The sequence below is a fragment of the Paenibacillus sp. HWE-109 genome, assembly GCF_022163125.1.
Classification (GTDB): Bacteria; Bacillota; Bacilli; order Paenibacillales; family NBRC-103111; genus Paenibacillus_E.
The window spans coordinates 6,970,157-6,983,712 of the sequence record NZ_CP091881.1 but is presented as its reverse complement, the minus strand read 5'-3'; the positions used below and the strand labels follow the sequence as shown (position 1 = coordinate 6,983,712).

Here is a 13,556-nt window from a genome sequence, read left to right as displayed (position 1 = left end):
ATGAGTAGGAAAAGGGCCCGGACATTGGCTTGGCTGATTTTTATCGGCTATACAAGCTGTTTGCTGTATTGGATGTTTCTAGGTTTTGGCCGCGGTCTGTATCAGCGAGAAGAATTTGCCTATAATGTGGTGCCTTTTCGGACGATTGGCATGTATGTACTGCATATTCATGCCTTTCCGCTGCGGACGTGGATCATTAATTTATTTGGCAATATTGGCGTATTTATGCCATTTGGTTTCCTGCTGCCCTATCTATTTCCACTTGCGAGGCGGTACAGCTGGTTTCTCTTGTTGTTTGGTTGTCCGCTTGCAGGCTTGGAAGTGCTCCAAATGCTGCTGCGTGTTGGCAGTCTGGATGTGGATGACGTGATATTGAATGTGCTGGGTGCGAGTCTTGCTTTTATGGTATTCAGAGGCTTGTGGCGGGTATTGGAACGAAGGAAAGCGAATCCGATGTATAAAATGTGAGGAAAAACCTCAACATAGCGGTTGTACTACATTCAACGCTAGGAGGTTTTGACGATCATGACTAAGACAGATACGAGTCTTCAAACGCAAAATCCAATTTCTTCCGCGCAAAATGCGGTGGAGAATGTTCATCGGGCTGTTTCCAGTGCGCTGTCACACCCGACATCCCAAACGTTAGATCAGGCGCAGAATGCCATCAACAAAGCGGAGAAAGCCGTAGACCAAGCAACCATGCATTCGGATGCACAACCTGCCCAAGAGGTGGCACAAGCATTAAGCGATGAAGAAGCCAGACTGCAGGATCTTCAGTAGCAGAAAAAGGACTTTCCCAGAATTGAAGAAAACCCAGCCGTATGGTCATACCCCTGTCAAGTAGACAGATGAAAAAAGCTATGCTGCCAATGCGCATCGATACTCAATCGGTGCGCGTTTTTTCAGTTTAGACTGAAAGCGCTGGTAGTTGCAGGGCTCTCCATTTGTAATAACTGGCCGGCTACCGACTTGTTATCCAAGTGGATTGAAGAAGAACACCGCAGGGATGTTTTTTTGTTTCAAATCGAAGTTGTTGGTTCATGGGACCTCCTACCAATGGTTTGTAATGTACTCAATAAAATCTGTTTTAATTGATTGAATAGCATCTTCACGAGGCATTTTTATATATCTAGACATATTTTCAATCTCTTCATCAAAGTAAAATAAGAGCATTTCAATAAACTTTTCTTTATTGTCCTTATCGTGATACTTCATTAATTCAAGTACAAATTGTTCTTCCTGCTCTTTTTCCATTCGCAATCGTCCCCCACTCTTTGATGATGAATAAGTCATCGCATCATTAGCATTTTCTAACTTTATTTCTATTGATCATCATCCAACTTTTACAACTTATAGTAATTAAATAAGAACATAAGTTCGTATTATTAATTCATTTTGTTATTTTATACTAAAAACCCTTGAAATTCAAATCACTGATAAATGCAAATGTTCTTTGGTTTAAAAGTGCATTCACATCTATTCAATTATCGATTAGGTTGTAAGACTGAATACTTTTACTCCTTACATATTGAGAGGTTCGAACCAGGCTCTCAAAAAAAGGAGGAATTATTGATGGCATATCCGTATACATTCACATTACGGGAATTCAATGAATTTGGAGCGATTTATAAGTACGCAGTAATTAAAACAGAGATTGGGAAGGCAAAGCCTGAAATTATCAATACTCAGATGCAGCAAAAGCCGCATATTGGAATTAACGGGGGATTTTTCGCTGCAGATAATGGCTATAGTAGCCCTCCTACCGGAATAAGATCTATCAGTTACTGGAATGGTGATACCACTTCTTATGCCTACAATGGTACCTCTAGTGCTCAATACTCCAGAAAGACCTTTGTTTCGTATAAAGATGGTACGGGCGTCATGAGAGCGACTCATATTTATGCGAGTAATTTAAATGAGGTTCTTGCAAATTATCCAACCGCTCAAGCAGTTATTGGTGGAACAGACTATAATGAGGATAGTTGGACGGGAGGGTTACCAGGACTACCTAGTTACAGTATAGCCAATTGGCGTACTGTGCTTGCATGGGACAGCACCTCTGCCTATATGATTGTAACCGCTAATAGATCAGTAAATATTCCTACCTTGAAACGCCATATGGAAACACTCGGTTACAATCCTACAAATTCAGTTATTCTTGATGGATCTGGATCTACCAGTATGAGGGTTGCTCAAAATGATGTCATCAATTGGTACGGTTCGCCTACACATGACCGATACATTGGAAACATGGTCCGTGTATATGGCATTGACTTCTTCGGCTAAGATTCCCAAGACGACCATTCCCTTGGTCGTCTTTTGATTATTAAAACTTGGTCTGGGGTTCTAAGGAACAATTGAGAAAGTTGACATATCGATTACCAAAAAAGATAATAAAAGGTAAATAAGCCTTAATTAAAGGAGAAGAGATACAATGACATCAAATCGAGCAAGAGAACTATTTTTAAATACAATAATTATTTCATTTTTCGTAAGTGTAATACTTTCTGTCGTTGCCGCTACGATAGATTATCGAACTTCTCTACATAAGGATATGGGGCAGTGGTTCTTTTATTTCTTGTACACTCTACTGATTGCTTACATCTTCAACCTTATTGTAGGTCTAATCAATTACTGGACAGAAAATATAAAAAGCACCCTTTTACTAAAGATATTGGTATTCAATCTAATAGGAGTCGTTATTGTTGTCTTAATATATTTATTTTTTGATAATTTTGCTTTTTATTTTTTATTCTTTTCCTTTCCACTTTTTTCAGTGTTGAAACTTTTATTTAAAAATTCGATCACGACGCGTTAAATAGTCTTTGACTCAACAGCGGTGATCACGGATCGGGAAGGCAGAAACTGAACAGAAAAGAAAAGCCTTCAAGTGTCAGGGAATTGAGTTTCCCTGTTACTTGAAGGCTTGCTTTTGGTTATAGGGTTAAGGGGATATTACCAGCAGGCTGGTTTATATGATGTTAGCCTTATTTGCGATACAGCGTGTAGCCGGGATCTTGGGGCACATCAATAGCAATGATGCGCATGCCTTGCCCGTCATCAGCTTGCAGCTGCAGGGTGTCCCCTTGCTGCTCTGCTTGAGCCACGACGAAGTCCTTGTGAGTCAAGGTCTGCAGCTCGCCTAAGCCCGCGGCGCCCTGCCCGCGAATAACGAGGAACGCCAGCTGACGGCTGGGGTCAAGCGGATAGCTGAATGCAGCGCCTGGCTCCAGCTGCCAGTCGTACATGTTAGCCTGTGTATCCAGTTGAATGGGCGCAGCGCCTCCAATTACGGCTTTCACAGTAACGCCATCGCCGTGGTGGCTTGGGAATGCCTCATGATTGTATTGATGATAAGCCGCTGGTTTTTTCACGGTTTCACTCAGATGAGGCTCGAACCAGATTTGCATGGCTTCGCTGCCCGCTGTGCGGAATGCCTCAGCGTGATAGACGCCGGAACCGGCTTGAATGACCTGGGCGCCACCGTTCGTAACGGTTTCGAGGGAACCGAGAGAGTCGCGGTGTTCGACGAGTCCTTCGATGACATAAGTGACAATTTCGAACGCTTTATGTGGATGCATGCCGATCTCTGCAACATCGGCAGCTTTGCCCCAAGCCCAGTAGAAGAGAGGGCCGACACGATCAAGGGCTGTTTTTTCGCCAGGGAAGCTGATCGCCCGCTGCTCGAGGAATTTACCGCCATCAAATGCGCCAACACCTTGCTGTTCAGCCGAAAAGATTTGAATGCTCATGTGTAACTCCTCCTCAACTAAATAATGTTTAATAACTTACTTTATGTAAGTATTATAATTCTTTTTTTGCTCTTTGTCAAAAGCTTAATGTGCATATAGCCGTTTATTTCTTGACTTCGCAGGCACCCCCTACTACAATTTGTAGTGTAAGGAGTGAGCGCAAATGAAAATGCATAATTTTAAATATGAAGGCAGCGGGTTGAACCGCTTTTTTGGCCCTTTGGAAGCGAAAATCATGGAGATCCTGTGGACGACCACAGCCGCGCTAACGATTAAAGAGGTCCAAGCGAAGCTGGATCAGGATAAAGTGATGAATTTCAATACGGTGATGACCGTGATGAATCGCTTGGTCGACAAAGGGATTCTGCAGAAGAATTCGGTAGCCCGTTCCTTTATGTACAAGCCCGTTGTGACCCGAGATGTATTCATGGAAACGCAATCCAAAGAGCTTACGTTTGATCTTATTGAAGAGTTCGGTTCTTTGGCCGTTACTCATATGGTGGATGCGCTTGATAAAGTAGATCCGGATCTGCTCGACAAGCTGGAGCTCAAAATCAAAGAACTCAAAAAGGATCGATAATGATGAAGGAATCCCGAATACAATGGGTTTATGTCGCTTCTCTCGTCGTCTCAGGAGCTATTTTGGTGCAAATGCTGCTCTATGCCTTCCAACATCTTTTCAGATGGAAACCTTTGTTTACAATCTTTGATCTTTGTATGATCTTATTTAAACATCTGCATGTGCCTCCACCTGTTGCTTTTTTGGTCATCAATGTTCTTATTCTCTATACCTTAGGTACCTTGATCTGGCTGACAATACGTCATACCCTCGATACGTGGAAAGCGCAGAAGATCGTGGAAATGTCGGAAGAGTCATCCCTTACCCAGCAGTACCGCGAACAATTTCAGCTTGCTCCCAGAGACTTGAAGATTATCGCTTACGACGCTCCGATTGCGATGACAGTGGGGTTATGGAAGCCGCGGATTCTTCTTTCTACCGGATTAATTGAGATGCTGGAGCCGAATGAGCTGAAGGCCGTGATTGAACATGAAAAATGCCATATGCAGCACAGAGATCCGCTCGCCAGCTTACTGATTTCCGGGATTTCCAAGGCAATGTGGTATATTCCTATCTTTGCTTGGCTGGCAGAGAAATATCCGATTATGATCGAACTAAGAGCGGACAAATATGCCGTGACCCAGATGAAGCAATCGCTGGACTTGGGCAGTGCTCTTCTCAAATTACTCAAACAAGTACCGAAACCGCATCTGATTTCCTTATCTCATGCCTCCTTCGCAGAAACATCTATGAATGTCAGAATTCAACACATTCTTGATCCTCACATGCAGTTGTCGTTACACTGGCCCCACATTCGGATAGTCGCTTCACTAGTTATTATTATTCTGCTCATGGGTCTGATTTAACAGGTATTCGAATTGTTTTTGTCAGCATTTTCGCAGTTTGATGGTAGTCATGTCAGATAAATAGACAGGATTTGCTATCAGAAAGGGAAAAGGGTTGACATTTTTTACCTTGAAAACTACACTATGTAGTGTTGATTATATCAGATAGATAGAGGAGAGAAGCCAAGTGGATTATATTTTGAAAAACATGCATTTCATCGTGACCCATGTCCCTATCGCCTTGCTTATCTTTAGTTTTATTTTTGATCTGATTGCACTTATTTTCAAAAAACGGGACTGGCACTCTGCGGGGATGCTTTGCATGGTCGTAGGTGCGCTCGGCGCAATTGCAGCGGTCATGACGGGGCCGTCGCCTTGGCGTAATCCGCTAGTGGTTCCGCATGAGATGTATGCGCGAATTACGATGTTCCTCACCATCTTGTTAGCTATCATTCGGGTTGGTTTGTTAATTTGGAAAAAGCTTGAATTAGGCCGCAATCCTATTTACTTGGTCGGAGCGTTAGCCGCGGTGATTCTTGTCAGCTACACGGGTCATCTAGGCGGGCAAATGGTTCATAGACCGATGACCGGTGCTCCGCTGAACGGTGCGGGCCCTGGTGCCGGGCAAGGATCGGGTCAAGGAGCAGGCCAGGGAGCAGGGCAAGGAGCAGGTCAAGGTGCAGGTCCTGGGGCTGGCGCACCATCGGCCGCACCGGCGAAATGAGAAATATCGACCTAAAAGGCATCAAATTGCTTTGTCTCTAGAAATCATATTATTTACCCTGAAATATAGCTTTCAGGAATACTTCCTATTTGCAGACTTTGAATAAATGGGGATCCTTAGATGGATCCCCATTACTTATTTCATATGGAGGACTGTCTTCGTTTGCCTCTGATATTAGCCCTGCGGAAACTATAATACAGATAATCGCTGTACCTAAAATGCTTTTTTTGGCTTTAGTAAGTATCTAATTCCCACCTTTTTAATTCAAATATTAATTTATTGATTTAACTTCTCTATTTCTACGGATACTCCCATTTTAACGGCGATAGCTTGCATAACTTCACCTCCCTCTACCAATTCTCTGAAATATATTCAATAAAATCTGTTTTAATAGATTGAATAGCATCCTCGCGAGGCATCTTTATATATTTAGACATGTTTTTAATTTCTTCATCAAAATAGAATAAGAGCATTTCAATAAATTCTTCTTTATTGTTCCTATTTTGATGCTGCATTAAGCCTTTAATAAATAATTCATCTGTCTTCATTCACAGTCAGTCCCCCACTCTTCCAAACATCCTTTTCCAATTCCATTGTACTCTTCATGTAATCCAAGCTTTTCTTTTTCCATTTACTTACTGCTTGCTGTGAGATTTGGAGTTCATCCGCAACCTCTTTTTCTTTTAACCCGTCTATGTAAATTCTTTGAATAATATAGCGTCCTTTTTCCGAATTAATGCTCTGAATTAATTCATGGAGTTGGATGTCTTTTAACCGTTCTGACACATTATTTTGGTAATTATGGTGATTATGGTAATTATCAAAATCTATTGATAAAACCTCACGATTTATCTGTTTACGAGCATGATACTGAATACGCCATGCAAATCGTTGTAAAACCTGACGGTACTCATCCAAACCTGAAAATTCACTATTTATAATCATCCAATACTCACCCATACCTTTCTTTAATCTTCTACTTAAAAAAGTAAAATAAAACATACATTTACAACCAATATGAACAAAAAATAAGAACATAAGTTCTTGTTTTAAATAGTTTTGGTAATTTTATAATAAAAACCCTGTAATTTCAAATATTAGAAATTAAGAGCCCATGTTATTGGTCAGCAAAGAGTGCTAAACACGTGCCAATTCCCGGTAGATGAGTTAAGTGAAGAAGAGGCCCGAAGTAACGGAGGTTTTTCCATGCACCACAAAAGAGGGCCGTCCGGCGTAGATTCACTACGCTAGGACAGCCCTCTTATTTGTTTTAAACAGGATCATCTGGTTCCAGCTCCAGTTCTTTGCGTGTAAAACGGTACTCCCAGAGAAACTCCATATCATACTGCGTGGAGTCACGACTTACGAAGCGGGCAATGGCATAAATAACACCCCCGATGACAGTCCCAAAGGCAGCAATCCATCCCAGTAAAGCAAAGACTTGATCGACCATGCACACTCACTCCCCTATGCGCTAAGAACTCATATGCTATGGATATGCCGGGGAATTATGAAACATGTGTGACAGTTGGGATGCGCTAAAGGCAAGTAATTTGATGCGAAATAGGTTGTTCAGATAGTTCAATTATAGTTTTTCTCTCCGATTGACAGAGGCTTGAAAAGGGTGGTAAGATCACCTCTGTAAGCTTGAATATACAACTTTTGGAAGGAGGGTTACAGGATGATTGATATGGCTGGAGTGCGATTTATTCATCTAAGCAAGAAGCATGATACCTATATAATTTCATATGATGTAACCCGCTTATCAGTCCGTACGCACGCCTAGTGTCGTATGTGCTGCCACCTCAACATAAACGCTGATCCCAAAGCGCAGGTTACGAGAAGTTCGTGACGTGCGCTTTTCTGGTTCTAGAAGGCATATCGCTGCGTGCGGTGTGTCTTTTTGCGTGGAAAAGTACGTATTCGTTTGCACCATTTGAGAGGAGTGACAAGATAGATGTTTACGGTATTGAAGAAATTAGCTTGGTTTTTCCGAATGAACTGGAAGCGATACACGTTAGCCATCGGGCTATTGATCATCGTGGGAATCATTGATGTCATCCCGCCTAAGCTGATTGGCTATGCGATTGACGGGATTCACATGGGAACTTTGACAGGAAGCAAGTTGGTCCAATTGCTCGCCTTTTGGGGCGTGCTCATCGTTGCGGGCTACGGTTTATCTTACGTCTGGCTGTATCAGTTGTTTGGGGGAGCCTTCGTCCTGGAACGCATACTCCGTTCGCGATTAATGAGACATTTGCTGCGTATGACACCTACATTCTATGAGCGGAACCGTACTGGCGATCTGATGGCGAGAGCTACGAATGATCTGCAAGCGGTGTCCACGACAGCGGGTTTCGGTATTTTGACTTTTGTAGATTCGACGTTGTTTATGTTGACGATTCTGGCTATGATGGGTTTCTTCATTAGCTGGAAGCTCACTTTGGCCGCGATTCTCCCGCTGCCGATTATGGCGATCGCCATCACCGTCTATGGCGGGCGCATTCACGAGAGGTTCATCCGCGCACAAGATGCTTTCGGACAAATGAATGATCGTGTCCTGGAGACGATTGCCGGCGTGCGGGTCATCCGCGCTTTTGTGCAAGAGAAGGCAAGTGAAAGAAGCTTCAAAACTATGACAGACGACGTTTTCCAAAAAAATATCGCAGTGGCTGTCATTGATGCCCTTTTTGAACCAACGGTCAAAATTCTTGTCGGCATTTCCTATCTAATCGGGCTTTGCTACGGCGGTTATATGGTCTTTCATAGCGAGTTGACACTCGGTGAACTGGTATCTTTCAATACGTTCCTGGGGATGCTCATCTGGCCGATGTTCGCCATTGGCGAGTTGATGAACATCATGCAGCGCGGGAATGCGTCCCTCGATCGGGTGAATGAGACACTGGGCTACAAGCCTGATGTGAAAGAGGATCCGCAGGCGACGACACTGCTTTTGCCGAATACGATCAGCTTTCAAAACGTTACATTTCGTTACCCGACTTCATCCATCGATAATTTGGTGAATATTTCGTTCCAGTTGCAGCGCGGACAGACGCTTGGGATTGTAGGCCGTACCGGCAGTGGCAAAACAACACTGCTGAAGCAGTTGTTGAGAGAATATCCAACAGGTCAGGGAGCGATTACGTTGTCGGATACTCCGATTGAGAAGCTGACCATGGATACGGTTCACGGATGGATCGGTTACGTGCCGCAGGAGCCGATACTCTTTTCCAAAACTGTCAAAGAGAACATTATGTTCGGCAAGGGCAAAGGCACGGAGGAACAGCTCGAACAAGCCTTAGAGCTTGCCGCTTTCCGTAAGGACGTGGAATTCCTGCCAGAAGGCTTGCAAACCTTGGTTGGCGAGCGAGGTGTGGCCTTGTCCGGCGGTCAGAAGCAGCGCGTTTCGATTGCCCGGGCGCTTTATGTAGATCCGGAAATCTTGATACTCGATGATGCTCTTTCGGCTGTAGATGCCAAAACAGAAGCGGAGATCATCCGCGGCATTCGCTCGGAACGTGCTGGCAAAACAACGCTCATTACGACGCACCGCCTTTCTGCGGTTCAGCATGCCGATTGGATCCTTGTCCTCGACGAGGGGTATATCGTGGAAGAAGGCACCCATGAGGAGCTTCTTGCCCGCGGCGGATGGTACAAAGAGCAGTATGACAGGCAGCAATTAGAAGAGCAGACGCAGGTTTAGCGTGAAGATAGAAACACAGTGAAGAACAAGGAAAAGAAGGTGAAACCTCTCATGAAACAAACAGGCAAGCGATTATTTCAATACGCGGCTATTTTCAAAAAGCCCCTGCTCATCGCGCTGCTCTTCTTAGCAATCGCGGTGGCAACCGAGTTGGCGGGACCTTTTATCGCGCGGCAGATGATCGATACACATATTCTCGGCATTGAAAAACCGTGGTACCAGACGTTGTCGGCCACACAAACAAACAAAGCGGTTCCCTATGAGGGAACGTATTACCTGCGCGGGGATAATTTCCCGGAAGGGGAAACGAAGGGCAAGGAAGTTCGCATTTTGCAGGTCGGCAGCCAGTTCGTATGGGTCGATCAAGCGATTGCTTTTGATGGTGTGCGTAAGCTTGCAGACAGCGGTATGCTGACAATTACACAAGGCACGGAGAAGGCAGAGTATGCGGTGAAAAAGCTAGGCGCTGGGCAGCTGTACACGTTCTATAAGCCTGAATTTGTAAGCTTGATGAAGCTGGCAGGACTATATTTGGTGTTGATTTTCATAGGGGCCGCCTTCACTTATGGGCAGCGATACTTGCTGCAGTCCGCAGCCAATCGGATCATACAGCGGATGCGAAGCGATGTTTTCGCGCAAATTCAACGGCTGCCGATCAACTATTTCGATAATCAGCCAGCAGGTAAAATTGTCTCCCGAATTACGAATGATACGGAGTCCGTAAAAGATCTGTACATTCAAGTGTTGGCAAACTTTTTTACAGGAACGATCTATATCATTGGTATTATTGCGGCCTTATTCATTCTGGATTATCGCTTAGCGCTGTTCACGCTGCCAGTCATTCCTTTGCTTTACGTGTGGATTGTGGTTTATCGGAAGTATGCGTCCTATTTCAATCACGAGATTCGTGAACGAATTGGCTCCATCAATGGGATTATTAATGAATCCATCCAAGGGATGCCGATCATTCAAGCTTTTCGCCGGCAAAAGGAAACCATTGAAGAGTTCGAACAATTGAATGACGAATATACCTCCTATCAAAACAAATTGCTCAGTCTAAACTCATTCACTTCTCACAATCTGATGAATGTCGTGCGGAATCTCTTCTTTTTCGGACTCATCTGGTATGTAGGGGGAAGTACCTTGAATACGCTGATTACGGTCGGCGTTTTGTATGCTTTCGTCGACTATTTGAATCGGATGTTCCATCCCATGGTCGGGATTGTGAATCAATTGCCGAATCTGGAACGGGCGCTTGTATCGGCTGATCGTGTCTTTGAACTTCTGGATGAGCGAGGCATCGATGTCGTTGATGGGAAAGCGGACCGCTATCTGGGTAACGTGAAGTTCGAGCAGGTACGCTTTGCTTATAAAGAAGGCGAGGATGTGCTCAAGGACATCAACTTTGAAGCGAAACAAGGTCAGACAGTTGCGCTGGTTGGGCACACCGGATCAGGCAAAAGCTCCATCTTGAATCTGCTCTTTCGCTTCTACGATGTGGACGAAGGCCGCATCACGGTGGACGGCCGAGACGTAAGGGAGATGCCCAAACAGATGCTGCGTCAGCATATGGGCATCGTACTGCAGGATCCGTTCCTGTTCACAGGGACGATTGCCTCCAACGTTTCGTTGGATGATCCGTCCATTACCCGGGAACGGGTCGAAGCCGCGCTGCGCGAGGTTGGGGCAGAGGAGATGTTCAAGAGCCTGCCGCACGGCATCGATGAGCCTGTGATTGAGAAGGGCAGCACGCTGTCAGCCGGACAGCGGCAGCTTATATCCTTCGCTCGGGCATTGGCGTTCGACCCGGCGATCCTGATCCTCGATGAGGCAACGGCCTCCATCGACACGGAAACCGAGGCCATTATTCAGGCCGCGCTGGAAGTGCTGTCGAAGGGGCGGACCACCTTCATCATTGCCCACCGTTTGTCGACGATCAAAAGCGCCGACCAAATTCTCGTGCTCGACCATGGCGAAATCGTCGAGCGAGGCAATCACGACGAACTGATGCAGCAGTTCGGGCGTTACTATCAGATGTACCAGCTGCAGGCTGGACATCGGGAGACAGCAGCTGACATCGAGGGCGAAGTGCTTCCGAGTTCGTAGGACGAACCGCACAAAAGGGCTAAAGACGATCGCATATGGCTATGCTACAATGGAAAAGAGACTTCACTTTTTCCTTGAAAGGGAGGAACGATGATGCGTTCTGATACCGTTCGATTGTTGAATTTGCTGCAGCTTTTATCGGAGATTGCCGTTGCTGTCGGCTACTTGATCGGCCTTATTCCATTTGCTTACTTGTGGTCGTATACGTGGGTAATTCCGTTGGTTTTCGTCAACCTGGTTTTTGCCTTCCTTACAAACAATGGCACGACAATAAAGACGATTATCAATATCGTAGTAGCCTTTCTAAGCTTTATTCCTCTACTTGGGATTGTGTTCCGAGTTATTGGGATCGTGATTTCATTGATCAATGTTCGGGAGCTGTCCCGATATCGAGGCAGAGGTTAATCAATTCTACGCTACAATAGCAAAAAGAGGCGCCCCCTCTAGGTTTTCAACCTTTTGGGCGGGCCTCTTTTTGTGTTTGGCGCAGGGCGCTTGACGCTTTGCGGACATCCGCGCTGTTAATAAGCAAGACCCACGCGGCACCCTGCGTACTCATCATCGCAGGCCACGCGATAGGTGAACGCCGCGGTATCGCCTACGGTGATCGACGTCCCCCCGTCCGGCAAAAAGTCCCGCTCAACGCGGTACTGACCTTGCGGCTCGCCGCCCGGCAGATAGGTTGGACATACAACTGTCCAATGTAAATCCGATTCGGCGAGCAGCTCCCACGCGCGGCGATGCTCTTCCGCAGCCCGCGTAGAGGAGCGCCTGGTGTCCGGCGCCTCATAGCGCAGCAGGCCGGGATGCTCCCGGCTCTGCAGGATGCCGGCTGTGCCGACAGTCACGACTCGGCTCACGCCGTGTGTTTGCATCGCCCCGATAAGCAGGGACGTATAGGCAGTCAAGACCGTGCTGCCATCGGTCCCGAGGCAGCTTATGACCACATCGACGCCGCGTACTGCGGCATCGATATCGGCTGCGCAGCAGGCGTCGCCGCGCAGCAGCGTAAGCTGGTCACTGACAGCGGTGACTTTGTCAGGGCTGCGGACCAGCGCCGTGACGGCGTGGTTGTCCTTTAATGCTTGCTGCAGAATTCGTTGGCCGACGCGGCCTGTAGCCCCTAGTAGCAGGATATGCATGATCGTCCTCCTGATGCATTCGTATTTGTACCCAGTATACCAAACCTGGGTGAGGGATGCCTTCTTCGTTCCTGCCTGTCCCAGAACGGGGCAACTGTTGAGACAAGCTCCCTTACGAACTCAACAACCTTTATTTGCTCAAAAATGTTCATTTTGAAAATCTAATGAACTCCCGATGTGTTATTTCAAGAAAATGCTCACCATTCCGCCGATAATTTGCTCGATAACGCCAATTGAGTTCATTAGAACTTCAAAGCAGCCAGTTTTTCGTGTATAAGCATCACACGGTTCATTAGAATGACAGATTGATTGCGTAGGACTCGGGGGTGGGGTCGGCGCGCGGAAAGTGGCTGTCACAAGTCAATATATTTTGAGGTTATCAACCTTAGGAACTCGATACTCTTTATTTGCTCAAAATGGGGCATTTAAAAAATCTAACGAACTCCCCATGTGCTATTCAAGCAAACTGATCACCATTCCGCCTATAATTTGCTCGATAACGCCAAATGAGTTCATTAGATCTTCAAAGTAGCCAGTTTTTCGTGTATAAGCATCATATGGTTCATTAGAATGTTGGATGGATGGTGTGGGGGGCTCGAGGGTGGGGTCGGCGCGCGGAAAGTGGCTGTCGCAAGTCAATAAATTTTGAGGCTATCAACCTTACGAACTCGATACTCTTTATTTGCTCAAAATGGGGCATTTATAAAATCTAACGAACTCCCCAT

Annotated in this window: 15 protein-coding genes; 9 read left to right on the top strand and 6 right to left on the bottom strand. The window is 45.7% G+C overall.

Annotation, left to right across the window (positions count from 1 at the left end; translation table 11 throughout):
- Nucleotides 1–468, top strand: coding sequence for a VanZ family protein (locus LOZ80_RS29960; RefSeq protein WP_238168028.1), 468 nt, complete (start codon nt 1–3; stop codon nt 466–468).
- A 57-nt stretch (nt 469–525) separates the two neighbouring features.
- A complete protein-coding gene (locus LOZ80_RS29955; protein ID WP_189013230.1) occupies nt 526–780 on the top strand; it encodes a hypothetical protein in 255 nt (84 codons plus the stop codon).
- A gap of 270 nt (nt 781–1,050) precedes the next feature.
- On the opposite strand, the gene LOZ80_RS29950 is transcribed toward LOZ80_RS29955, so the two are convergent.
- Entirely contained in the window at nt 1,051–1,254 is a 204-nt protein-coding gene (locus tag LOZ80_RS29950) for a hypothetical protein (RefSeq protein ID WP_238168027.1), read from the bottom strand.
- 318 nt (nt 1,255–1,572) lie between these two features.
- Here LOZ80_RS29950 and LOZ80_RS29945 point away from each other — a divergent pair, with 318 nt between their 5' ends.
- Nucleotides 1,573–2,286, top strand: a complete 714-nt coding sequence (locus tag LOZ80_RS29945) for a phosphodiester glycosidase family protein (RefSeq protein ID WP_238168026.1) — start codon at nt 1,573–1,575, stop codon at nt 2,284–2,286.
- A 701-nt stretch (nt 2,287–2,987) separates the two neighbouring features.
- Here the strand turns inward: LOZ80_RS29945 and LOZ80_RS29940 are convergent.
- The gene (locus LOZ80_RS29940) at nt 2,988–3,752 is read right to left on the bottom strand and encodes a pirin family protein (protein ID WP_238168025.1); all 765 of its coding nucleotides are present in this window, start codon (nt 3,750–3,752) and stop codon (nt 2,988–2,990) included.
- A 163-nt stretch (nt 3,753–3,915) separates the two neighbouring features.
- On the opposite strand from LOZ80_RS29940, the gene LOZ80_RS29935 reads away from it, so the two are divergent.
- The 3 genes from LOZ80_RS29935 (at nt 3,916) to LOZ80_RS29925 (ending at nt 5,880) form a co-directional block, all read left to right on the top strand.
- The gene (locus LOZ80_RS29935) at nt 3,916–4,332 is read left to right on the top strand and encodes a BlaI/MecI/CopY family transcriptional regulator (RefSeq protein WP_189013238.1); all 417 of its coding nucleotides are present in this window, start codon (nt 3,916–3,918) and stop codon (nt 4,330–4,332) included.
- Complete coding sequence (locus tag LOZ80_RS29930) at nt 4,332–5,177, top strand: M56 family metallopeptidase (RefSeq protein WP_238168024.1); 846 nt, start codon at nt 4,332–4,334, stop codon at nt 5,175–5,177. The genes LOZ80_RS29935 and LOZ80_RS29930 overlap by 1 nt, the downstream gene beginning before the upstream one ends.
- 166 nt (nt 5,178–5,343) lie before the next feature.
- Nucleotides 5,344–5,880: a DUF2231 domain-containing protein gene (locus LOZ80_RS29925; RefSeq protein WP_238168023.1), complete on the top strand. Its 537-nt coding sequence runs from the start codon at nt 5,344–5,346 to the stop codon at nt 5,878–5,880.
- 350 nt (nt 5,881–6,230) lie between these two features.
- Here the strand turns inward: LOZ80_RS29925 and LOZ80_RS29920 are convergent, their stop codons facing one another.
- The 3 genes from LOZ80_RS29920 to LOZ80_RS29910 form a co-directional block, all read right to left on the bottom strand.
- Nucleotides 6,231–6,428: a hypothetical protein gene (locus LOZ80_RS29920; protein ID WP_238168022.1), complete on the bottom strand. Its 198-nt coding sequence runs from the start codon at nt 6,426–6,428 to the stop codon at nt 6,231–6,233.
- Nucleotides 6,415–6,882, bottom strand: a complete 468-nt coding sequence (locus tag LOZ80_RS29915; protein WP_238168021.1) for a DUF1492 domain-containing protein — start codon at nt 6,880–6,882, stop codon at nt 6,415–6,417. The genes LOZ80_RS29920 and LOZ80_RS29915 overlap by 14 nt, the downstream gene beginning before the upstream one ends.
- 268 nt (nt 6,883–7,150) lie before the next feature.
- The gene (locus LOZ80_RS29910; protein WP_189013241.1) at nt 7,151–7,333 is read right to left on the bottom strand and encodes a hypothetical protein; all 183 of its coding nucleotides are present in this window, start codon (nt 7,331–7,333) and stop codon (nt 7,151–7,153) included.
- Between the two features lie 504 nt (nt 7,334–7,837).
- On the opposite strand from LOZ80_RS29910, the gene LOZ80_RS29905 reads away from it, so the two are divergent.
- The 3 genes from LOZ80_RS29905 (at nt 7,838) to LOZ80_RS29895 (ending at nt 12,094) form a co-directional block, all read left to right on the top strand.
- Nucleotides 7,838–9,583 (top strand): ABC transporter ATP-binding protein, encoded by a 1,746-nt coding sequence (locus LOZ80_RS29905; protein WP_238168020.1) that lies wholly within the window; start codon nt 7,838–7,840, stop codon nt 9,581–9,583.
- Between the two features lie 51 nt (nt 9,584–9,634).
- The gene (locus tag LOZ80_RS29900) at nt 9,635–11,689 is read left to right on the top strand and encodes an ABC transporter ATP-binding protein (protein ID WP_238168019.1); all 2,055 of its coding nucleotides are present in this window, start codon (nt 9,635–9,637) and stop codon (nt 11,687–11,689) included.
- A gap of 90 nt (nt 11,690–11,779) precedes the next feature.
- Nucleotides 11,780–12,094 (top strand): hypothetical protein, encoded by a 315-nt coding sequence (locus LOZ80_RS29895; RefSeq protein ID WP_238168018.1) that lies wholly within the window; start codon nt 11,780–11,782, stop codon nt 12,092–12,094.
- Nucleotides 12,095–12,210: 116 nt separating this feature from the next.
- On the opposite strand, the gene LOZ80_RS29890 is transcribed toward LOZ80_RS29895, so the two are convergent.
- The gene (locus tag LOZ80_RS29890) at nt 12,211–12,831 is read right to left on the bottom strand and encodes an NAD(P)-dependent oxidoreductase (protein WP_238168017.1); all 621 of its coding nucleotides are present in this window, start codon (nt 12,829–12,831) and stop codon (nt 12,211–12,213) included.
- Between the last annotated feature and the right edge of the window lie 725 nt (nt 12,832–13,556).